This is a genomic window from Thermoproteota archaeon (genome assembly GCA_003352285.1).
GTDB lineage: Archaea > Thermoproteota > Nitrososphaeria > Nitrososphaerales > Nitrosopumilaceae > PXYB01.
Genome location: QQVN01000003.1, coordinates 312,384 through 334,580 on the forward strand (window position 1 = coordinate 312,384; position 22,197 = coordinate 334,580).

General features: G+C 37.0%; 26 protein-coding genes, 1 tRNA gene and 1 pseudogene. 18 read left to right on the top strand and 10 right to left on the bottom strand.

Features of this window, described 5'->3' with window-relative positions; genetic code table 11:
- Window positions 1-19 precede the first annotated feature (19 nt).
- A complete protein-coding gene (locus DWQ18_03405) occupies window positions 20-1,045 on the bottom strand; it encodes a flap endonuclease-1 (protein ID RDJ33963.1) in 1,026 nt (341 codons plus the stop codon).
- Window positions 1,046-1,126: 81 nt separating this feature from the next.
- On the opposite strand from DWQ18_03405, the gene DWQ18_03410 reads away from it, so the two are divergent.
- Both DWQ18_03410 and DWQ18_03415 read left to right on the top strand, forming a co-directional pair.
- Window positions 1,127-1,208 (top strand) — tRNA-Ser (locus tag DWQ18_03410).
- 43 nt (window positions 1,209-1,251) lie between these two features.
- The gene (locus tag DWQ18_03415) at window positions 1,252-2,511 is read left to right on the top strand and encodes an integrase (protein RDJ33964.1); all 1,260 of its coding nucleotides are present in this window, start codon (window positions 1,252-1,254) and stop codon (window positions 2,509-2,511) included.
- Here DWQ18_03415 and DWQ18_03420 read toward each other — a convergent pair.
- Entirely contained in the window at window positions 2,480-3,553 is a 1,074-nt protein-coding gene (locus tag DWQ18_03420) for a hypothetical protein (GenBank protein RDJ33965.1), read from the bottom strand. The two genes, DWQ18_03415 and DWQ18_03420, sit on opposite strands and share 32 nt — an antisense overlap.
- Window positions 3,554-3,949: 396 nt before the next feature.
- Between DWQ18_03420 and DWQ18_03425 the strand changes: the two genes are divergently transcribed.
- Window positions 3,950-4,921: a hypothetical protein gene (locus tag DWQ18_03425; protein RDJ33966.1), complete on the top strand. Its 972-nt coding sequence runs from the start codon at window positions 3,950-3,952 to the stop codon at window positions 4,919-4,921.
- 226 nt (window positions 4,922-5,147) lie between these two features.
- Here the strand turns inward: DWQ18_03425 and DWQ18_03430 are convergent, their stop codons facing one another.
- Window positions 5,148-5,771 (bottom strand): cation transporter, encoded by a 624-nt coding sequence (locus tag DWQ18_03430; GenBank protein ID RDJ33967.1) that lies wholly within the window; start codon window positions 5,769-5,771, stop codon window positions 5,148-5,150.
- A 226-nt stretch (window positions 5,772-5,997) separates the two neighbouring features.
- Between DWQ18_03430 and DWQ18_03435 the strand changes: the two genes are divergently transcribed.
- Together DWQ18_03435 and DWQ18_03440 are read left to right on the top strand one after the other, a co-directional pair.
- On the top strand, window positions 5,998-6,381 hold the full coding sequence (locus DWQ18_03435; protein RDJ34343.1) for a hypothetical protein: 384 nt from the start codon (window positions 5,998-6,000) through the stop codon (window positions 6,379-6,381).
- Between the two features lie 67 nt (window positions 6,382-6,448).
- Window positions 6,449-7,177: a hypothetical protein gene (locus tag DWQ18_03440; GenBank protein RDJ33968.1), complete on the top strand. Its 729-nt coding sequence runs from the start codon at window positions 6,449-6,451 to the stop codon at window positions 7,175-7,177.
- On the opposite strand, the gene DWQ18_03445 is transcribed toward DWQ18_03440, so the two are convergent.
- Window positions 7,166-8,911, bottom strand: a complete 1,746-nt coding sequence (locus DWQ18_03445; protein ID RDJ33969.1) for a peptidase — start codon at window positions 8,909-8,911, stop codon at window positions 7,166-7,168. The two genes, DWQ18_03440 and DWQ18_03445, sit on opposite strands and share 12 nt — an antisense overlap.
- Window positions 8,912-9,024: 113 nt before the next feature.
- On the opposite strand from DWQ18_03445, the gene DWQ18_03450 reads away from it, so the two are divergent.
- The 8 genes from DWQ18_03450 to phnE all read left to right on the top strand — a co-directional run bounded on the left by DWQ18_03450 (window position 9,025) and on the right by phnE (window position 16,354).
- Window positions 9,025-9,429: a hypothetical protein gene (locus DWQ18_03450; GenBank protein RDJ33970.1), complete on the top strand. Its 405-nt coding sequence runs from the start codon at window positions 9,025-9,027 to the stop codon at window positions 9,427-9,429.
- Window positions 9,430-9,505: 76 nt separating this feature from the next.
- A complete protein-coding gene (locus DWQ18_03455; protein RDJ33971.1) occupies window positions 9,506-10,510 on the top strand; it encodes a hypothetical protein in 1,005 nt (334 codons plus the stop codon).
- A 9-nt stretch (window positions 10,511-10,519) separates the two neighbouring features.
- Window positions 10,520-11,275, top strand: a complete 756-nt coding sequence (locus tag DWQ18_03460) for a hypothetical protein (GenBank protein ID RDJ33972.1) — start codon at window positions 10,520-10,522, stop codon at window positions 11,273-11,275.
- A gap of 41 nt (window positions 11,276-11,316) precedes the next feature.
- Window positions 11,317-11,850 carry a hypothetical protein gene (locus DWQ18_03465; protein ID RDJ33973.1) on the top strand — a complete coding sequence of 178 codons (534 nt, stop codon included), beginning with the start codon at window positions 11,317-11,319 and terminating at the stop codon, window positions 11,848-11,850.
- Window positions 11,851-11,913: 63 nt separating this feature from the next.
- A complete protein-coding gene (locus tag DWQ18_03470; GenBank protein RDJ33974.1) occupies window positions 11,914-13,455 on the top strand; it encodes a lyase in 1,542 nt (513 codons plus the stop codon).
- A gap of 305 nt (window positions 13,456-13,760) precedes the next feature.
- Window positions 13,761-14,735, top strand: a complete 975-nt coding sequence (gene phnD, locus DWQ18_03475; GenBank protein RDJ33975.1) for a phosphate/phosphite/phosphonate ABC transporter substrate-binding protein — start codon at window positions 13,761-13,763, stop codon at window positions 14,733-14,735.
- A gap of 31 nt (window positions 14,736-14,766) precedes the next feature.
- A complete protein-coding gene (locus DWQ18_03480; GenBank protein ID RDJ33976.1) occupies window positions 14,767-15,573 on the top strand; it encodes an ATP-binding cassette domain-containing protein in 807 nt (268 codons plus the stop codon).
- Window positions 15,563-16,354 carry a phosphonate ABC transporter, permease protein PhnE gene (gene phnE / locus DWQ18_03485; GenBank protein ID RDJ33977.1) on the top strand — a complete coding sequence of 264 codons (792 nt, stop codon included), beginning with the start codon at window positions 15,563-15,565 and terminating at the stop codon, window positions 16,352-16,354. Before DWQ18_03480 ends, phnE begins: the two co-directional genes overlap by 11 nt.
- Window positions 16,355-16,420: 66 nt before the next feature.
- Here the strand turns inward: phnE and DWQ18_03490 are convergent, their stop codons facing one another.
- Both DWQ18_03490 and DWQ18_03495 read right to left on the bottom strand, forming a co-directional pair.
- Window positions 16,421-16,753 carry a YnfA family protein gene (locus DWQ18_03490; GenBank protein RDJ33978.1) on the bottom strand — a complete coding sequence of 111 codons (333 nt, stop codon included), beginning with the start codon at window positions 16,751-16,753 and terminating at the stop codon, window positions 16,421-16,423.
- Entirely contained in the window at window positions 16,741-17,106 is a 366-nt protein-coding gene (locus DWQ18_03495) for a YnfA family protein (GenBank protein ID RDJ33979.1), read from the bottom strand. Before DWQ18_03495 ends, DWQ18_03490 begins: the two co-directional genes overlap by 13 nt.
- A 116-nt stretch (window positions 17,107-17,222) precedes the next feature.
- Here DWQ18_03495 and DWQ18_03500 point away from each other — a divergent pair, with 116 nt between their 5' ends.
- Window positions 17,223-17,981, top strand: a complete 759-nt coding sequence (locus DWQ18_03500; GenBank protein ID RDJ33980.1) for an adenylate/guanylate cyclase domain-containing protein — start codon at window positions 17,223-17,225, stop codon at window positions 17,979-17,981.
- 42 nt (window positions 17,982-18,023) lie between these two features.
- Here DWQ18_03500 and DWQ18_03505 read toward each other — a convergent pair whose 3' ends face one another.
- The 4 genes and pseudogenes from DWQ18_03505 to DWQ18_03520 form a co-directional block, all read right to left on the bottom strand.
- The gene (locus DWQ18_03505) at window positions 18,024-18,446 is read right to left on the bottom strand and encodes a DoxX family protein (GenBank protein ID RDJ33981.1); all 423 of its coding nucleotides are present in this window, start codon (window positions 18,444-18,446) and stop codon (window positions 18,024-18,026) included.
- Between the two features lie 98 nt (window positions 18,447-18,544).
- Complete coding sequence (locus tag DWQ18_03510) at window positions 18,545-19,567, bottom strand: galactose oxidase (GenBank protein ID RDJ33982.1); 1,023 nt, start codon at window positions 19,565-19,567, stop codon at window positions 18,545-18,547.
- Window positions 19,568-19,815: 248 nt separating this feature from the next.
- A pseudogene (locus tag DWQ18_03515) lies at window positions 19,816-20,172 on the bottom strand (hypothetical protein).
- A gap of 78 nt (window positions 20,173-20,250) precedes the next feature.
- Window positions 20,251-20,454: a hypothetical protein gene (locus DWQ18_03520; GenBank protein RDJ33983.1), complete on the bottom strand. Its 204-nt coding sequence runs from the start codon at window positions 20,452-20,454 to the stop codon at window positions 20,251-20,253.
- A gap of 96 nt (window positions 20,455-20,550) precedes the next feature.
- Between DWQ18_03520 and DWQ18_03525 the strand changes: the two genes are divergently transcribed.
- The 4 genes from DWQ18_03525 to DWQ18_03540 all read left to right on the top strand — a co-directional run bounded on the left by DWQ18_03525 (window position 20,551) and on the right by DWQ18_03540 (window position 22,190).
- Window positions 20,551-20,769 carry a hypothetical protein gene (locus DWQ18_03525; protein RDJ33984.1) on the top strand — a complete coding sequence of 73 codons (219 nt, stop codon included), beginning with the start codon at window positions 20,551-20,553 and terminating at the stop codon, window positions 20,767-20,769.
- A 71-nt stretch (window positions 20,770-20,840) separates the two neighbouring features.
- Window positions 20,841-21,830 carry a cytochrome C biogenesis protein gene (locus DWQ18_03530; GenBank protein ID RDJ33985.1) on the top strand — a complete coding sequence of 330 codons (990 nt, stop codon included), beginning with the start codon at window positions 20,841-20,843 and terminating at the stop codon, window positions 21,828-21,830.
- Window positions 21,827-21,970 (top strand): YHS domain-containing protein, encoded by a 144-nt coding sequence (locus DWQ18_03535; GenBank protein RDJ33986.1) that lies wholly within the window; start codon window positions 21,827-21,829, stop codon window positions 21,968-21,970. Before DWQ18_03530 ends, DWQ18_03535 begins: the two co-directional genes overlap by 4 nt.
- Complete coding sequence (locus tag DWQ18_03540; GenBank protein RDJ33987.1) at window positions 21,960-22,190, top strand: thioredoxin family protein; 231 nt, start codon at window positions 21,960-21,962, stop codon at window positions 22,188-22,190. The genes DWQ18_03535 and DWQ18_03540 overlap by 11 nt, the downstream gene beginning before the upstream one ends.
- Window positions 22,191-22,197: the final 7 nt, after the last annotated feature.

Below are 22,197 nucleotides of genomic sequence, written 5' to 3' on the forward strand. Positions count from 1 at the left end.
TTTTTTCAAAAAAAAAAACTCACGTGAACCACTGCTCTAGTGTCTGGCTCTTCTTCTCGATTGCTTTTTTGAGTCTATTTAGTGAGGAGTTTACTCTGTCTGCTGAAAAGTCTCTTTCTTCTGAAAGATACTTTACAATTCCTTCATAATCTATCTCTCCAAAATCCACATTTGAAATCTCAGATACCTTTGGCTCCAAAAAGATCTTCCTAATCTGCTCATAGGGGACACTTTCTAATTCCTCCTGAATCTTTGGAATATCTTCCAACCTTGAATGATCCTTTATCATCTTTAGTGCAGTCTTTGGACCAATTCTTTCAAAACCGTCAGGATTAAAATCCGTTCCAATCAATATTCCAACATCTACAAGCTGTTCCTTTGTTAGTCCCAATGCTTCTAGTGTCTTTTGGGCTTCGATGATTTCAGGCTCTATCTCCATGTATGAATTTCTATTTGGAATCTTTCTTCTTCCACTGTTTGTAAAGTTTCTAATCAGCCGTTTTGCTCCAAACAGAATTGAATCAAAGTCTTGACTAGCTGATGCATAGGCTGCTCCAGTTTGAGTCATATGAGCTGCAGTTGCTTCCCCCTCTGATGGTGCATCAATGTATGGTATCCCAAATAATGAGAGAATTTTTTTAGAGTCTTCTACCATTCCATCCCTCATTGCCGTAGTCTGTTGTGCAAACTTTCTTGCATCTTCCATGTTTCCATCTGCAATTGCTCTTTCGTATTTTACGGTAGCATCTTTTTTGATCTGACGCCTTCTTTCAATCTCTGCTGATTTTAATGACGGAGGTTTACCATCAAAGACATAGACTGGCTTGATACCTAGTGAAAGAAAATTGATGTTTCTATAGAACAGGCCTGATATGTGGCTTGTAACTCTACCTTGAGAGTCTGATAACTGCATTCCATCTGGACCGCGAATTATTGCAAGAAACTGGTAAATTGCATTGTATGCATCAATGGCTATTACTTTGGTTTGAAATGATTCCAGCTTTGTCTTTTCTCTAACTACTAATTGCTTTAGATCTAATCCCATTTGTTATTCTGTATTAGTACCTGTTTTTTGTCTTTTCTAAATTGCAGTTATCATATTAAGGAGAAATTTCAATAAAATTTTGTCAGGTTAGCCAAGTGGTAAGGCGGCCGTCTCGAAAACGGCTACGCGCAAGCGTGCAGGGGTTCGAATCCCTTACCTGGCGCTTACTTTTGAGTTTAAAACCCTGCATGCACTGATATTATCTTATGAGTAATCTTGTTCAAAAAGAAAGATTTCAAATTCATAACTATGATGGGGCGATCAATTCCCTGCTATCTAGCATTGAAAAAGAACTTTCCACCAAAAACTCTGAACTTATTCTAAAGTATGACAGGGTTCTTGTTAGAGAGTCTTTGGCAAAGGCAACTAGAAGAAAACACCTTGAAATTCTTCTCAGTTTGAGCAGACTTTTGAAAAAAGATTGGCATGATGTTACAAAAGATGATGTTAACGATTTGGTTTTTCAAGTGATGCAAAGGTATAGCCCTGAAACTGGGCAGGAAACCAACTCAACTTGGGATCATAAAAAAATTTTAAAAATATTTTTTCGATGGTTCAAACTTGGGGATCGACAATATCGCATTGTTGGGGATCCTGAAGAGACAAAGAATGTCAGACTAAAAGAGGTAAGAAGTAAAATTGTACGGGAGGATCTCATAACACAAAATGATGTTGATAAATTACTTAGAGCCTGTAGGGGCAATCTCAGAGATAAGGCCTTAATTCATGTTCATGCAGAAGCAGGGACAAGACCTGGAGAAATTTTAAGCCTGAGAATAAAACATGTAAAATTTGATGATAAAGGAGCTGTCATTCATGTGGATGGTAAAACAGGTCCACGTCCTGTAAGATTAGTTACTTCTGTTCCTAGCTTAGCTTCATGGATTGATTCTCATCCCTTCAAAGAAATTACTGATTCTCCTCTTTGGATTAAGATTGATGTAAATCATTATGGTGAACCTATGTCTCATGCTACTGCAAACAAAGTTTTACAAACAGTGTGCAAAAGAGCAGGAATTACCAAAAAGATTAATCTGAAGTTATTTCGACATAGTGAGGCTACTGAAACTGCCAAATACATGACTGAAGCTCAAATGAGAATAAGACATGGATGGACATCTACTTCTAAAATGCCTGCTAATTACGTTCATCTTGTAAGCTCTGATGTGGAACAGGCATACCTGAAGCATCTAGGAATGGCAGACGAGCCTGACGATAAACCAGTAACTCCTAAAATTTGTCATATCTGCAAGATGCCTAATTCTTCTGAATCTGAAATATGTAACAAATGTGGGAAGCCGTTAGATCTTCAAAAGGCTTTGGATTTGGAAGAAAAGGCAAGTGAACAGAATTTTGTGACCAACAAACTTGCAGGAAAGATACTAATTCAAATGCTAATGACGGGAAAAATTCCAAAATTGCCAGAAAATGAAATTAAGACTTTGATTCAGAGTCTGAATCTTTAGGAATCTTTTCAATTATTCCGTATTCTAGTCCTTTCTCGATTAATTTCTTGGAAAAATGATTATCAATCTGTTCTATCACTGTAGGCTTGTGGCTGTAAACTGCAAGTAAGCTTGTAAACCCTTCCGCAAAAATAAAAAATAAAGAATCATTATCAAAAACATCTTTTATTATGATGTCAAAGAATTCCTTTCGTTTTGTTTTCCAAAACTTGTCATAATCATCCCATTTTTTCTTGTATTCATTTTTTAATTTTTCAAAATCCTCAATTTTTTCATGTTCCTTTGGAATTTCTAGTGTGCTTTCTCCCATCTGAGATGCATGAAAATCATTGAAAAGATGAAAGCCAAATCTATCATCATAGTGCAATTTCATTGCATTGAAATAGAATAAGAAAATGAGTCTGTTTACCGTTCGATCCGATATTTGTATAGAATCTTTAGAAAAAATATTCTTCCAGATTTTTTCCTTTTTTTGTAAGAAAGTTTTATGATGTATGCCTCGCTCTTCCTTCTTTGCTGGATAGTATAGATCAGAGAGTTTAATTTCTAATCCTCTATCCTCAAACAAAAATGTTGTAGTTTCTTCAATGCGTGGTCTGAATTTGTAATCTCTAGTATGTAGTCTATATTGCGTCAGTATGTCAAGCTCGTTCAAAGCTCGTTTCAGTAATCTTAGCAAAAGATAATGATATGAGCCCATGGCGGAGGAATACTTTTCCCATTGTTCCCCCAAATGAGGAATGAATTTGATGTATTTCAAAAGGACATCTGGTTTGTCATTTGATAGGGATTTAATCAATGCAAAAAACCCTATGGGTGTCAGCTCATAGTATAGGCGAGTTTGTTTCCCAGTTTTTTCTTCACGTATTATCCTGATTATTTGATGATAAAGTAAAACATCCTTATTGATATCAAATGTTCTCCCTGGGATTTTTTGATTTCTTATATTGTAGCTTGTGACTCCTTTACCTTTAGACTCTTTATGCTGAATTTCAAAAATTGCTTTTAAAATTCTGGTTTGTACTTTGGTTAATTCTAGCATGCTACCGTTGATGGCATAATGTTACATATTGCGTATAAAGTTAAGGCTGACCATTCATTTAATGAAGAAATGTCATATTTGTAAAAAGATTCTGAAGAAACCCTTTGAAAAGCTATTCTTGCATTGTTATGAATGTGGATTAGACCGACTTGAAAAATTAACCATGGGATTTGAACCATGTCCTACTTGTAATGACATGAAAAATCTGTGATAAAATATGTCATGTAAAGGAATCTGTAATACGTTTGAAGGGTATTCTGGAAACCCAAAGTTTTGTTTAGGTTACAAATTCTGTTCCGAATGTCGATTTTCAATTATTCATGATAATCTGTTATGCCCTTGTTGTAAAACCACCCTCCGCAGAAAACCACGCCATAAGAAAAAAGTGACAGCGTAATGCACAATCAAACCCTAACTCAATTCTTTCGTCCCGCCTCTGAGCGAACTATTTCTTGTCTGTCTTTGGTGGCCAACATCGTAGAAGAGTACAAGTTTCTTTCAAACTGGTATGAGATAACCTTTCAAGGTTGGCATCTTCCAGCAGTATCAGAACCGCATGATTGGTGTGGCATGTGGAAGACAATAGGATGCCTTAATGATTCATTACATGAAAAGCTTGGAAGAGGAAAATTCTACTATATCAAACAGTTCCAGAGATCCTGTTACAGAGCTCGCTGTAAAACCTGTTATCTTAAATGGATAGCAAGGCAGGCAAACAATGCAACAACACGCATCAATACATATTCTCAAAAACGTAAAAACAAAACTCCAATTCATCTGATTCTTTCTGTCCCTCCTTCACAGCATGGTACACCAGTAAAGATACTGCGTCAGAGGATGAGCCATATTCTGAGACTGGGACAGATAGAAGGAGGTGCTGTCATCTTTCATCCATTCAGGCTCAATCATTCTACAAGACAGTGGTACCCTTATCCTCATTTTCATTTGGTTGGGTTTGGTAATAAATCAGATATTAGAAATGCATTTGGCAGATACGGATGGTATGTAAAAGAAGCTGGAGAAAGATCATCCACATTCCAAACACTCTGTTATCTCTTGTCTCACTGTGGCATCCAAAAAGGATACAAGTCTGTGACCTGGTTTGGAAACCTATCATATAGCAATCTGCAGGTAGAAAAAGAGCCCAGAATCAACAGATGTCCCATATGTGAAGGGGAATTTGTAGAGGTTTACTATGAAAACGAGTACCATCCAGTGGTTCCACCCGATAAGCACTATGAGGGATTGGTAGAAGCTGAGGGATGGCATCCAGTGAAAGCTATTCTAATGAAAGGGGTCTACGAATTCGAGTCTAATTATCACCCCATAACCCATCTGAATGAAATCATTAAAGGAATAACAGAATAAACAAAATTGAATGTTTTTAGATAATAAGGTATTACTCGAATAAGAGATTATGTCAGAATTAGAAAAAATTTTTGGTCTTAAATAATTTAAACATAAGAATAGAAGTTAGCAAAAAACAATAAGATAAAATTGGTTTTGTGAAGTACGATTTGCAGTGATTTAACAATCATAAATTTCCTTGGTACAAAAAAAGTCACCAAATCCTCCTAATCCTATCAGAATTGAACTAGACGGAGGACCTGAATTTTTTTAAATCATTTCTGGCATCTCTGATTATAGACCAAGATGATTGTAGAAATATCGATGCGATTATTCCAGCAGCAATAAGATCAGGCCATGATGTGTTTGTCCAAAAGACAAATCCAGCTGCAACTACCACCAAAATGTTTCCAAGTGCATCATTGCGACTAAATACCCAAACTGCACGAACATTTGCATCTCCTTTCCTATGGGGAATCAACACCACAACAGCAATGATGTTTATCAAGAGTGCAACAATTCCGAAAACTCCCATTAAACCAGCTTCAGGTGTACTCAAAACCTGTGTACGGTATATTGTGTAAGCTAGAACAGATATTCCCATTGCAGCCAGAAATATTCCTTGAATGAGAGCTGAATTTGCACGCCATTTGAGACTCCATGTGATTGCAAGTAATCCAAGAAATGTGATTAATCCATCACCAAGAGAATCAAGGGAATCAGCTTTGAGTGCTTGGGAATCTACCAAGAATCCTCCAACCAACTCAATTATTCCATAACCCACGTTGAGCAATACAACTATCCATAATGCTCTGCGATAGGAAGGCGTGATATGGGCAAGATCTTTTGGCAAGTTATCATCATCTGGCATTTGAATTCACTCAATCTTCACGAAATTAGTAAAATAAACCACATGATATTGAGAACCTATTCTGAGAATTACACATGAAAATCGTATTGATGGTATATTAAGCAAAAAAGCATAATCATAACTGAAATTGGTAAGCACAGCTCTCTTGATTGGAATTTCAGTTGGAGTATTTTTTGCAGGTTTAGGAATCGGATATGCTGCTTTGCAGTCATCCCAAACTACACCAATGATGATGTCGCCTCAAGCTATGCAACAAATGATGAACGATCCTAATGCAATGAACCAATGGCATCAAACCATGATGCAAAACCCTCAAGCAATGAACCAGTGGATGAGTACCATGATGAATGATCCACAAGCTATGCAGCAAATGCACAATATGATGATGAGCAATCCCCAACACATGAACCAAATGATGGGTCCAATGATGTCTACAATGATGAATGATCCACAAATGCAGCAACAAATGATGACTAACATGATGGGACATCAAGGAATGATGAACTCCATGATGAACAATCAGGGAATGATGAGCATGATGAGAGGAAACATGACTGGAATGATGGGAAATCAAATGATGGGCGGTCCTATGATGGGAATGAATCCTTAATCTTCCAACGATAAAACATTCAGTACATATCTAAGTTTTTTATTTGGATGTTAGCTCAAACTGGATAATGTCTGGCAATCAAAAGTTAAAGTTTGATAAAGACGTTAAGACGATTCTCAATATCACAAAGACTCCTAAATCCATCAAGGAGATTTCCCAAGAAAGTGGAATTCCACAGGCAACAGTTTACAGAAGAATAGCATTAATGACACAAAACCAATTGCTCAAAACAGCAGGATATATTGAGGAGGGTACACGTGTTTTTACATATCAGAACATGAATCGCTATCTTTCTTCCAAAAAAACCAAACTTGAGAACATACTCGAAATTATAGACGACTATCCCGGAATAAACTACTCAGAGCTAAAACAGAAATCAGGCCTAGTCAATGGCACTCTTTCAAACTGCATTTCAAATCTAGAAAAAAACTCTAGAATAACTATCAAAAGATCAAACAGGAGAACATGGTTCTTTCTTCCACACATAAATCCTAACGAATTTGACTGTTTCATTTCTCTTAGAAAAGAAACATGCAAACGTATTCTCACATTCTTATTGCATCATCCAGATTCCACTTTTTCTCAAATACGCAATGAAGCAAAAAAAGCACCATCCACGGTGTCATTGACATTAACACAGTTGATCGAATTGGGTCTGATATCTAGAGAGTCAGGATTCAAAAGGACATACAGATTAACAAACAACGAGCAAGTCCTTTTCGCACTCAAAAAAATAAAACCCGACTTTACTTCAGAACTCAAAGACAGGTTCTCTGATACATTCTCATATCTGTAATCTGTTTGGTATCCCAAACGCCCTCTTCCATAAGATTATGCCCATTCCCAATGATAATGAAAATGCTACAAGGAACCCAAACGGAAACTCGGGAGTAACTGTGATTGGTAATTCTACATACTCATCACTGTTGTTGATGTTTTCAATTCGTAGTGTATTTGTGCCTAGATCTTTTTCTAGAAACCTATGGTTCTCAAAACTGCCTCCGCCTTTGGCAAAGCCGTTTACCTTCTTCAAAACATCTCCCTTCTGATCTAGTAACACAAAGTCATATTGGGACCCTGGTATTGGCATCTCTGTTTTTTTATCATAGATGGTAATGATAAACTCAGACTCTTCATTGATTTCTTGTGGGAAGGGAATTAAGGTAATATCAACAAAATAACTTCCTGCTTCTTTTTCACTGCCAATGCTTTCCAATCGTATGGGAAATTCCTGTATGGGAGTTTCTTGCGGCTCTACAACTATCATGAAATCCGTAGATCCCAAGAACGTGTCATTAATGTTTTCTATTGCTACCATGACAGGTCCAACCTGATCTTTTGAAAAAGTGATCTCCTCAAAAGAACTCTTAGGCGGTGCGTTCATCTCTGCAGTGACTCTTTTTCGGAAAATCTCCTCTCCATACTGCGTCAAAACAAAGTCATATTCTACAGGAACTTTCTTTTTGTCTATCACATACGATTCCGAAATATCGACAAAAAATTTTGTAGGCTCATTACTCTTTATGACTAGTGGTTCCCACCACAGTGAAATATCATACACGTAACTGGTAGTTTTTGACACTAGTGGCAAAACAACTTCCTCACTTGGTGAAAAGGTAAAAAACATTGAAGAGTCAGAAACCTTGGAAGCCTTATCTCTAATTGATAGAAGCTCACTCTTTGGCAGAATTGCATGCACAATTCTATCTTCTTCAGAATAGTCATCTGCAACAACCGTGTTTGAGGGTAGAGGTATTCCATTTACCATGACATCATATTTTGTAACTAAAAGCTCACCAAAGTTTTTTGGAATGTGCACCTCTTCATGAACTACTTGAACCTGCTCGATGTTTTCCTTACTCCAATCAAAAGGCATTGCAAATGAAACCTCTCTCTCTTCTGGGGAATATCTGAAATCTGAAACTTGGTCATACCACGAGGTGATTCCTATCTGGTAATCATTATCATCTCCTCCTTTTACATCGTAATTTGTTTTGTCTGCAACGCTGATTGCTCCTCGATAAAAAATCCTCTTATCGAGTACTTTGGAATCTTCATCTAAAGTTAGAATTTCTACGTTAAACTCGTACAAGCCACCTGATTTAAAGATCGGACCCTGCAAAACAAGTGGCTTGTCCCCATCCCTCATGTAACCTCCAAGTACTGGGGCTTCCTTGCCTGATACGGTGATATTTTCATCATCGGTGGATTTTATGGTCATGATCAGGTTTCCCAAGTCATCATGAAACATGTGTCGGAATATTCTCTTGTCGTCTTTTTTGAGCTCTACCATGTATGTGACATGCTCAATCACTGCATCAGTATCTGCATCAAAAAACCGAATCAGAATTCTTTGCTCTCCTGCATTCGGATCATAAACAGGGGGTTCAATTTCCAGATAAATGGTTGCGTTTCTATCTCCTATTGTAACTGGAGGCAACGTCTCCCCACCTATGCCATGACCAAAGGCGGGAGTCAAACTAAACAAAAGAAAAAACACAACAAAAGATGAAATAGATTTTGAGAACACATCTTCTCCATTACAAAGCCATTATAAAATTGATTTAGCAAACTATTGCAGTTTTTTTTTAAAAAATTAGTACAACGATAAAACAAAAACACATCCTAGAAGATCTTTTAATAATGATACAAGGTTTTACAATCATGCAAAACTCTTCAATGGACATCAAAACAAAGTACAAAGTTTTGCTGTATTCGCTAGTTGCAGTGATACTTGCAACCGTACCATTTTCAATTTCTAGCTTTCAGAATGGAAATGAGTTACACATTCTAATTCACACTTGTGCAATAATTCTGTCCGTGTTCTTATCTGTAGTTGGAGTCATAACATACAGATCATTTAAAACAACACGACTGTTTTTGGTCATGTGTGCATTTGTTTCAATCTGTCTTGCAGAAATTACTGCCCTCTCCCTACTGTTGCTCTCAACACCCCCATCTTTTACAAATTATGATTCATTAATTACACACGGACTTATTCTGCTGATGCTGTCATTTTTTGCATTTGGAATATTCAGAAAAGACTGAGATGCTCATGTCATAAATTTGGTACAACGATAAAACAAAACCATCATTAATTAATTCTGAAATCGTCATTTTCTTCATGAGGCAACTTTTAGTTTTTTTAATTCTCTTTGTTGTGCTTGTTACTGTGATTGAGGCTTTAGCAAGTGCTGAAGAATATGTTGTTTCAATTCCATTTGGTGCGTTTAATCCAGAACTCAACACCCCTACAGATGTATGGTATGATCCTCCCCTTCTTTCAATTGTTGTCGGTGATTCTGTAACTTGGGTAAATGATGACAGGGAAGGTCACACTGTTACAAGCGGAGAGGGAGCTGGAAGGTTTGAATGGATGGGAAGCAAGAAACTTGGCGAACCTGATGGCTTGTTTGACAGCGGACGGTTCATGCCAGGGGAGTCATGGACAAAGAAATTTGAAGAAGAAGGACAGTATCGTTATTATTGCATAATTCATCCCTGGATGGAAGCCCTGATTGTAGTTGCACCTTTGATTCCTGATTATCCACACGATACTACAGGTAAGAAACTCGAAGAATTTCCCATCATACAAGTAAGCCCAGATCAGTCTGTGGAGATTAATTTTTCATGGGATCCCAAAGTGATCAAAACCCATGAAAAGGTTAATTTCATTTACAGGTTTTATGATGCGATAAATGATCAGCCATTACGAAAGCTTCAGTATGATATCATAATAATCCATAACGGAAAAGAACTGTACAGGGATGAGGGGGCAGTTTCTGGTGCAGGAGGAGACTTTAGGCAATGGATTTTTGAGGAGCCAGGAGAAGTCATTGTCAAGTTTAGAAACATACAGTCATTTGGCACCGTTGGTGGCATGGAGATTTCTTTTACAGACAATCCTACAGGACGAATCTTTGATTTTACTGCAATTGTTTACAATAACCCAGAAAAAACTGTGACAACCGAAAAAATAGTTCAACCTCGTGAGACATTTCAGTTTTATTATGAGATTGCAGTGCTGATAATAGCAATCCCTGGAATCTTGTTGGCATCAGTTGTATTTTTGATGAAACGAAAAAAGCATATAGATCATGTTTCTGGTAGGATCTCAACTCCAGTATAGGGGAAAAACATGAGCTGTGCCAAGGAAAGAAAACTCATAAAAATTGCTCTGATAGTAATGCCAGTTGGCTTGTTAATTGGAATGATCATTGATGAGATTCCACATCTGCCAGAACACGAAACGCAAAATGTAGATGATAATGTTGATGTAATTCCTCTGTATGAAGGAGTCTCTGATGATCTTGATCTAGACTCTGTTGTTGACAAGACATCAGATGGAACTGAGCTGGAATCGGGTTTTGGCAAAATCACCATTTCTGAGAAAAACCACCCTCAGAACACAGACTCTGAATTAAAGTATTCTAACGATGCTTTGGGATTTGAAATAACCCTGCCAAATCATCAGTGGAGCATCAACCAAGATGTTGCTGATCTTGCAAACGGAGACAAGGAATTCCTTGATTCCAAAGGATTTGTCGGTGGAATTTACGTACAAAAAGACGATGGCACAGACATGCTTGTTGCAGTAATTGATATCTCAAAACAAGATGTCATGCTCTCTGAATATGTTGATACACAAATTGGGCAGCTAAAAGAACGATTCGAATCAACTTTGTATGTATATGAGGTATCTCCTGAAAACAATTGGGCCTTGTTTGGCATTGCAGTTGAAACACCAAACGATACATCCTATGGAGAGCAACTCTTGCAGATTCAAAATAATACATTGTACATGATACAGTATTCAGGACTTCCCCCCAATGCCTTGGATGGTAATTCTCTTGAACAAGTGAGAATGATTCTAGACTCTTTTAGAATTTTGTAATTTTTAATCAAATTCTGTTTGGCGTACAAGCTATTCTTTATATGAAAAATTTTCATTATCTTGAATTATCTTGGAGAAAATATCATAAATTGAATTCAATTCATGTTGTGATTTCAATTGTTTTTCTAACTGCGTCTGCATTGATTGTATTTCCAACACTGGCAAGTGTTACTGAAGACCATGGTACCTCTAAAAGCTCATCCTTTCATGTTACTGAAAAGTCTGCAGTTGAGATGTTTATTGAGGATGCCCCCTTGAGATGCTTTACAGTAATTAATTTACCATCTCAAGAGGTACAAGAGGTGGTCATCTATGATGAAATGTCGGTTTACATTAGAGAAAACATTGAAAGCATAGGATTGACTGAAAACGAGTTCTATTCCACACAAAAATATGACGAGTATTTTGAAAAAAAATGCTTGGTGTATGTATCCAAAGACGGTCGTGTTCCTGATCACTTTGATGCGTTGCTAAGCATGGGTTTGACACTAAGCCAATCATCGATTGATGAAATCTTGGATGCCACATATCAAACAAGAGATATTGGAACCTTTCTTGGAAAAATCAGTCCATAGTTCTTTTCAAACTTAGTACAATCATCAAACAATGCTTGCAGATATAACTAAATGAATTGGTTAATGGCTGTGAAGAAATACAATAAATTGTATCTTATTGGTGGCATAATTTTATTTGCCGCAGTGGCAGCAGTAATGGCACAATCGGAGCTGTCATCTGTAACTGAAGAAAATAAAGAGACAAAAGTTTCAACACATTCTGTTACTGGAACGCCTGCAGACAATTACCCTGATAAAGAAAGACCCTCACATTGTGGGACTCAGGATTCAACCTCAAGCTCGTATGTCAAAGAGTTTGAAATTCCTACCATCTGTACACAGCCTGTGGGCATTGTAGTTGATCCCGAAGGATTAGTGTGGTTTACAGAGACAAATACTGGAAATGTGGGAATGTTTGATCCAAAAACAGAGGAAATCATAGAATATGAAAATGAACTGTGGTCTATGGGAGGTTCTATGATGTGGGGAATCGCATACACTGATGATAATGAAATCTGGTTTACAGACGAAAAGTATGACAGGCTGTGGAAATTCTCCATTGACAAAAAACAATACTCTGCGTACACGTTTACAGGTAATCATACAATGAAGTTTCCACAATTAATAGTGGAAAACGACGGTACGTTTCTGATAAATGACTTTACTGGCAACAAAATTTCAATTCTTGATCATGATGAACTAGATTCGGGATTGGCTCTTCCCGCACAAGTCAAAACACCTGAGGGATTTTTTACAGGACCTCCAGCAATTGGCAAGGACGGTGAGATGTGGTTCATTGCATGGAAGTATCAGGGAACAGTCTCTTTAATCAAATATGATCATACAAATGACAAGGCAACAATGTTTGATCTTACAGGTGTTGTTTTGGCACCAAACGGATTAAGCATAGATGATGCCGAATCTCTATGGATCTCAGACACTGCATCAAGTAACATAGTCAAGTTTAATCCAGATTCTAAACAAATTATAAAGTATGTAACTAGTTTTCCAAGAGAATCTACATTTGGTAACTCGTCTGGACTAATCAAGACACCAATAACTAGACCATACTGGAATTCAATTTATGATGAAAAATTAATTTTTAATGAACAGCAGGCAAACATGATTGGAATCCTTGATACAAAAACAGAAAAACTAGTTGAATATCTGATTCCTTCCAAAAATCCAAATTGGGCAGATTGTGAGGGCAAAACTGATTGTGGAATATCGCAAGTATTTGGATTTGCAAAAGCAGATGATCAAATCTGGTTTACCGCATGGGTTGAGAACAATATTGGAGTAATAGACACCTCCATTCCATTACCTTTGGAAATTGAATTTGATTCCAAAGAGCTATCGATAAAACAAGGAGATATGTCTTCTGTAATGTTGACGATTATTCCTAGTGAAAACTTTGTTGGTCCAATAGACATTCAAAGTACTACTGGAGAAAGTGATAAAATTCACATATCAATTCATAATGGACAGTCAGAGGATAATTTTACAAATATTCCTATAGAGATTTTTGTGTCTGAAGTTACGAAACCTGGAGTCTACAAAGTCCTAATTAGCGTGATTCAGCCAGATGTCACTCTTTCAGAATTTATCACAGTGCACGTGATGTAGCACTATCGTTATTGTTAATGATTTGAGATTTGTATCATTGACAGTATCATTAAGTAATTCATCTTTCTCCTCAACTATCATTCCACAAATTGAATCTTCTACCATTGACTTTGTCTTCTCTTGAAATGTTTAATGCTACAGAAAATTGGTACAATGATAAAACAAAATGTTTCATCGTCATGTTCAATCGTAAATGTTTTGTAAATTAGAATTTTATATTAAATAGATTCTACATGTTATATACTTTCATTTTATGTTTATAGAATTTGAAATTTCTTAATATAGGCCTTAATTTTTGTTATCGTATGAATTCCCAGCAATCAAAAATAGTTTTGATATCTGGAATAATTATTGCTGCAGTTGTTGGACTAGGAGTTGGTCTCACAGTGGGTGGATTTGACAATGCAGACAAAGAAACCATAACAATACAATCCAAATCCTCAGAGCTCAAAAAAATTACAATAGCTGTAATGCCTAATGAAGATCCAAAAAAGTTTGAAATGCAAGGCAAGGCATTAGAAGAATACTTTACAAAAAAGTTGGGAATTGAGACTGAATTTTTCTATCCAATTGATGCAACAACTACTGTTGAATCACTTGTAACAGGCTCTACTCAAATTGCCTTTATGAGTGCACGACCTGCACAACTAGCACATGAACGAAGTGATGGAAATGCTTTATTGTTTATGGCAGAAGTGCGTCCCTTTACGAGTGAAGGTGGAGAAAAATTGGATACATTTTATCATAGTGAATTTTGGGTAAGAAAGGATAGTGGTATTAACACACTTGAAGATGCCAAAGGAAAGAACGTGGCATTTTCTGGTCCTACTTCTACAAGCGGTTATCTTTTCCCATTGGCAAAACTTGTTGATAAAAGCCTGATCAAAGCTGGAGATGACCCTAAAACATACTTTAGTAACGTTTTGTTTAGTGGCGGATACCAACAGTCACTTAATGCATTGATTGCAGGTCAAGTTGACATTGCTGCTGGAGGTGACCATGCCAAATTCAGATATCTCACACCAGAAGAGCAGAATCAAATCAAGGTCATTGAAAAACAAGGTCCAGTCCCTACACACGGAATCATCTATCGAACTGATCTTATAACACCAAGCTTACTTGCAAATTTTGAAAAAGCAGTACTTGACATGAAGTCAGAGCGTCCTGATTTACTTGAATCTGCGTTATTTGGGGCAACAGACTTTGTACCTGTAAACCATTATGCCCATCTAGCTGAACTTGGTAATGCTATTGCGAAAACCAAAATTCCACATATTTAGCAAATCAAATTAAAGGCACTATCAAACACTGATGATGCAAGTAATGTCAATTCCTAAGATTTCAACAAAGACAATCATTCAAATGAACAATGTCTGGGCATCATACGACGGTGCAAATTTTTCCTTAAGAGAAATTACACTGTCTATTGATCGTGGCGTGAATTATGCAATTGTGGGACAATCTGGTTCTGGCAAGTCTACTTTACTCAAATTGATTAATGGAATGATGAATCCTAGTAGAGGAAGAGTTAGTGTTGATTATCAAGTCCCAAACCTGTCTGATAAAAACTTTAAAAAAATAATGTCAAAGATTGGATACATACCGCAAACATTGGGCTTGATAAAAAATCTTACCGTATTAGAAAATACTTTGTTGGGTTCACTACCTAGAGTAGATAAAATAAAATCACTCTTCAATCTTTTCCCTGAAAACGAAATTAATGAAGCTAATAAAATTCTAAAAATGGTTGGTTTGGAAAACAAGTTGGAACGAAAAGCGTATCAATTAAGCGGGGGCGAAAAAAGAAGAGTTGCAATCGCTAGGGCATTAATGCAAAAACCAGACATACTACTTGCAGATGAAATCGTATCTGAATTAGATCATGTTACTGCACATGAAATAATGGATTTGATCACTGAAGCACAAAAGCAAATTAATTTGACTGCAGTGATGGTTCATCACGATATGAATCTTGCATTAGAATACGCAAATAGAGTTGCTGTAATAAAAGAGGGAGAAAAAATTCTTGAAATTGGTGTTGAAGGAGATAGTATTGTTGACTTTCAAACTGGAAACATGACACAACGAGATATTTTGGAGCTATATGATGACGCCTAGAAATAACTTAATCTTTGGAATAATAGTTGCATTAATCATTGCAGCATCAATTAACATCGATGCAAATCCTGTAAATTTTGTAAATGGCTTTCCGAAAATACTAAAAATTGCTGAAGAGATGACTATGGTTGAGCCACAACTATTCCAAGTGGCATTTGTAGCAATGTTTGAAACTATTCAGATGGCTTTTATTGGAACAATGATTGGCGTTGCAATCGCTTTACCATTAAGCATACTTGCAGCTAGAAATCTTCACAGTAAATGGGTGTATGCTCCAATCCGAGCATTATTGGCAATGATACGAACATTTCCATCCATATTGTGGGCCATTTTATTTGTCATCATAGTAGGACTCGGCCCCTTTGCGGGAGTTTTAGCTATTATTATGTATACCATAGGCTTTGTAGCAAAGCTTCAATATGAAACCATTGAGGCAATTGATTCTGATCCCATGGATGCTATAAGCTCCATTGGGGTTTCAAAATTGCAACTAATTAGATTCGTTGTAATTCCAGAATCTGCATCGCATCTTTTAGGCCAGATGCTCTACATGTTTGACTATAATGTACGGCAAACTAGTATACTGGGTCTTGTTGGTGCTGGTGGAATTGGGTACTACATAATTAATTATATTCAATTCTTTGAATACGGAAAAGCCGCCGTTTTCATGTCTGTGGTACTCATTGTTGTTTTGGTAATAGATTGGGTCAGCGTTAGAATTAGAGACAAGTACATTATCAAATCTCAACGGGGTTTGGAAATTAAATTAAAACAAAAATAATTTAAGACAAACTAGAATCTTTCTTGGAGCTTTTTCTACTAATGAATACCGATAATCCTATCCAATTCATCTAGGAAAGTAAAACATCACAGCTATACCAACTAAAACAACTATCGAGCCAATTATCTCAAACCTGTCTGGTTTCTTTTTGTCAACCCAGTATCCCCAAATAATTGATGCAACAACAAAGATTCCTCCATAGGTAGCATAGACCTTGCCAAAATCTGCAGGCTGAAAAGTCATGCTAATTCCATAGGAAAACAAAACCAAACCACCAATCAAACCAAATATCTTTCCTTTATGATCTCGTAGCCATTTCCATACAAGATAACCTCCACCAATTTCTAACAAGGCTGCAAAAAAGAACAACCCAAGAGTTGATGCAACTACTTCGACCAAACCTTCTCTCCTTTTCTTGGGTAGTAGAAAATAATCAAGACTCCAATAACTGCAATGACTGTACCAATGATGTCATAGCTGTCAGGTTGTACACCATCTATCAACCAGCCCCAAAATACCGACATTACAATAAAGACTCCACCATAAGCTGCATAGACTCTGTGAAAGTGAGTCTTTTGAAACGTAGGAACTATCCCATAGAGAAACAACACAAAACCACCAACTGCACCAAGTACAAAGCTAAAATCCTCACGCAGCCAAAGCCAAACTAGGTAACCGCCACCAATCTCGCAAAGACCAGCTAGAAAGAACAACAGAACTGAAGTAAAAATATTCTTAGATTGTTTACCCATGTAATTTCACTTATAAAATTACAAATTCTTTTTTTGAATTAAACTTACTCAGTACAAATAATAACAATGAAAACAATCCTGACAGCATAGAACACACATCTGACCAAAATCCAAACATGATAGACATACTTCTGAGTAGAAAAGAGGTAGACAAAACAGTAGATTCTAACACACTGATAAAAAATGTACAAAACAGAGTCAATGATTCCTTGGAGAAAGGATATCAGTACACAAGAGTAGTTGATTCTTCAGAAAAATTCCTACGGGAAAGAGTGTTTCAGCAAGTAAAAGCGGCTGTATTATACGTGGATCTGGTGGGTTCTACAAAAATCAGTATGCAATTGCCCCCAAACAAACTTTCAACTCTGATAAGCTCATTTTCTCAGGAGATGGCTTATGTCATAAACGCTCACAACGGATATGTTCTAAAATTTGTCGGCGATGCAGTGATAGGCTATTTTGTCGAAGATGAGACTAGCTCGTTTAAGACTGTAGATAATGCTGTAGGCTGTGCAGAATCCATGCTAAAGGTTGTAAGGCGTGGAATAAACCCAATATTGACTGAAAAGGCGGACCTTCAAGAAATTAGCGTAAAGATTGGAATTGATTTTGGGACAAATGTCGTGGTTAGATATGGTGCAGATGAACAAAGAGCATACGTTGATTTGTTGGGACCAACAATGAATGTTGCATCAAAGATTCAAAACTTGGCACAATCAAATCAAATTCTTGTAGGCCAAGACATACATGAGCTACTACATCCAAGTATACAGAAATTTTTTATCGATATCACCGATGAATCATCTGGGAAATGGCAACATCGGGCAAAAAATTCAGATAACATTTATCGTGTATATCGATACAAATATGATTAGACATTCTTTCCAAGTAATTCATACTAAGCTAAATAAAAAAAATTAATGAAGAACTTTTGGCAGTTTTCTAATCTTTGAGACAACAGAGAGTTTGCCTGAGCCAGTAACTATCACAAAAAGAACCATTGCTAAAAGAGCAAGATCATAATCCCATCCTCCTTGTGCAATGAAGAATCCATTATTCCATCTAATGTGAAAGATTGCATCTAGAAGTATTACACTAAATATTGCTCCAGTAATTCTGGTCATGAAACCTGCAATTAGGAATATTCCTCCAATGGTTTCAGCCAAGGCTATTGGTATCTGTAATTCTGGCGGCAATCCGAATCCGATTAGATGTTCTCTCCATATTGGATCAAATTTCTGAAGCCCATAAACTACAAAGATTACTCCTACTGAAGATCTGATCCCCCAATAGGTTATCTCGTGAAGTTTGTTTGTTTTTGAAGTTTGTATAACTTGCATTTTTCTTCATTTGGTATTGAAATGATACATAGTAAAGGAGTAGACTTTACAATTGTAAAATCACTAGGAATCAAAACTGAAACTTTACACTACACACTTTATTGTGGAATTCTTGCAATCTTGGTTTTTGAAATCATAATGACAGATACCATGCCAATTACAAGTATCACTGATACCAAAAGGCCAAACTCGGGAACTACAGTATTGTGATATTTTTCAACAATCGTACTAGAGCTAAAACCAGGAATTACTCCTCCACCAAAAAGATAGATGTTTTGTCCAACGGTAGTAGTTGTTAACCCATGACGAGCAATAGGCATTGCCTGTTGAACAAACCATCCTTCATCAGGAATGTATGCCTCATTTTCTTCAAATGTGTATAGAGGTCCTTCACCTCCAACAACAAAGATTGCACCACTAAGAACCGATGCAGACAGACCGCTCCTTGCAGTTGGTAACGGCGGCAAGACACTCCAAGAATCCGTTTTGTAATCATATACTTCATTTGAATCACTGTTTGACTGCAATGCTCTTCCTCCAACTGCGTATAGTTTACCATCAAGAACCGCTGTCGCAAGATGTTCTCTTGCAGTTGGCATTGATGATTTCGTTTCCCATGAGTTGGTCAATGGATCATACATCTCGTTTTCTGCACGGGTAAACTTGTTGAATCCTCCAACTGCAAAGAGTTTTCCATCAACAAATTTAGCACTCAATGCACCCCTTGCAGTAGGCATCTCAGCACCAAAACTCCAAGAATCTTTCTTTGAATCATAAATTAACAGGGAAACATTTGGAATCCATCCCTCAAGATATCCTCCTACAACATACACTTTATCCTCATGAGAAGCAACTCCTGCATGATGTAGCTCCAACGGCATAGGTTTTGCGGAACCCCATGATTCCTTTGTCGTATCAAACACAAACGCTGTCCTTGTTGGATTGTCAGCATTATCGAGTCCTCCGATTACAAAAATTTTATCACCTATTGCGGCAGAGCCCGCCTCGGATCTTCTCTCAGGCAATTCTGGAAGAGTATTCCACCCCTGAGAATCCTGCTCAGCAAAAACTGATGGAAAAGCAAAAATCAGAAGAATTGAAAAAATAAAAATCTCTTTCATGGTTTAACTAGCAGAAAGTAACTAAAAACATCTTTGTGAATGATTTACTATTTCATCATGTGATTCTCGTGATTCATGGGCATCATATCCTGCATCTGCTCCATGTGTCTTTGCATCATTTGAACCATTTGTGAGTTAAATTCTTCATCTGAAATTTCTGATGAGAGAAGAGACTGCATCTCATTTACGTGCTCATTCATGTACTGGATCATCTTCTGTCGTGTTTCTGGATTCTCCATTATCTGCATCATCATTTCCTGACCTTTCATGCTAGAACCCATGGCTTTTGACATGTCCTTCATTGCTTCTGGATTCTCAGCCATATGAGCCACCATCTGCAATCTGATCTTTGGATCATTTAACATAACTCCCATCATCTCCATCATGAAATCATGATCGTCACTCATTACCTCAGACATCATCTGTGCATGCTGGGCATCTGCCATCCATCCCTTCATGGCTTCGGTATTCATCATGTTTCCATGTTGGGGATTATCCATCATGATATTTCCCTGATTAGAGCCTTGTAAGGCAGTAAAACCAACTCCTATTCCTACAAAGAAAACAGCAGCTGTAATTATTATCCAAACGTTTTGTTTTGGCATATTTGCAGATAATTTGAGTTGCTCTATTTAGAGATATCTTGAAATGTAATCTACAAAATATTTTTCTGAATTTTTTCTTTACGTTGTTAATTCAGGCTTTATCGTCCATGCAATACCAAGTACAACAAAAGGAATAGACATGAGACCAACAATTCCCAAAATTGTGTAAAACGATGATTCAGAAACGGAAGAATTGTTTATCAGCCAAGGTAGTGGCAACGATATTACAAACCAGATGACTGCAAGTAATATGTACAGTTTAATCTTTTTAGATTTGTACAATGAAAAATTTTCTTTGATGTTGTATTAATTCTGATACCTTTCCAATTGTAAAGTTCTATTGTTAAGTATCTGTAAGCAACGCATTAACCCAGAATCATGAATTCATGCAAAGGCATTTGTCAGAAATTCAAAGCAAAGACGTATCGAGGAAAAAGCAGATATGAAGACGGACAAAGGCGTTGCCAGACATGCACAATCTTTTTGAAATGGAGTAAGAACAGATGTCCTTGCTGTAACAGTCTATTGCGGATTACTCCTAGGGCAAACAACTCACGAAAAACTCTCCGTAAAAAAAGAAACTTTGTTTGGATTTGAGCATAAAGACAACCGTGCATTTTACATTTGTAAAGTTTATTCGTTAAGTATCCCTGCATGTATTCTAAATCATGTCAGAATATCAGACCATTACAAAAAAGTCTATGGTAATTGTAATGTTTGCATTATTTTCACTCATCTTTGTTGGTGCAATATTTTCTGCCACAAGTAACATAGCAGTTGAAGGTGGAGAACATGTATCATATCTGTCATGGATTGTTATTGCATATGCTGCTGGGCTTTCTATGATTATACTACCGTGCACTTTGCCTCTTGTATTCATAATAGTACCAATGAGCATGGGACAGGGATACAGAAAAGGACTGTCAATGGCATTACTATTTGGAGCAGGCCTTACGATAACCATTACTGCTTATGGGATAGGAGTGGCATACTTTGGTCAGACAGCCTCCTTGGATCAGATCTCAACAATTATGTTCTTAATTGCTGGTGTGGCGGCGTTCGTATTTGGACTCTCACAGCTAAAACTTGTCTCAATTCGGCTTCCCTCGTACTCAGGAACCCCCAAATTCATTCAAAAAAGAGGCGATTTTTCAAAATCATTCTTCATGGGTATACTGTTAGGAAATGCAGGAGTTGGTTGCCCCAATCCATTATTCTATTGGCTTTTGATATACATTGCAGGAACTGGGAGCTTGGAAATTGGAGCTTCACTAGGAGTAGTGCACGGAGTCGGCAGGGCAATTCCATTAATACTAATGTCCGTTCTTGCTGTGCTGGGAATTAACGCAACAAAGAGTCTTACTGTTAAGAGAGCTTCAATTGAGAAAGCAACTGGATGGATGCTATTAGTTATTGGTTCTTTTTTGATAATCAATGGACTTCCAGAAGGTCATGAATGGTATGAAGAAACATTTGTTCATCAAGGGTGGAACAAATTAATTGACATGACGCCAGTATCATCAGAGTACATGATGGATGAACATGAACATGGTCATGAGGAATCACTTAATCTAAACTTCGAATTAATTCTGTTATTGTTACTAGGTTCACCAATTGTAGCATACTTTATTTCTAAGAAAAGGAAGGTTACAACATGAAAGATCCTGTTTGTGGAATGGACGTCAATGATAAAGGTGAGACAATAACACATGGAGGAAAAGAATTCAGGTTCTGCTGTGCTAGCTGTAGGTGGGCATTTGAGAAAAATCCTGAACAATTTCTGAATAATGACTCTTAAGATTGAAGTTTTAACCACGCCTGATTGTTCAAGCTGTTCAAGGCTTGAAGAGATGTTAGACAAGATGGGAGTAAGCTACGACATAATTGATGTAACTCAGAAGCCAGAATATCTTGAGAAATATCCTATCTATACAGCACCTGGCTTGGTGGTAAATGATAAGCTAGTATATACAGGAATACCAAAAAAAGAAGAGTTAGAATCATTAATTAAAAAATAATTTCTGA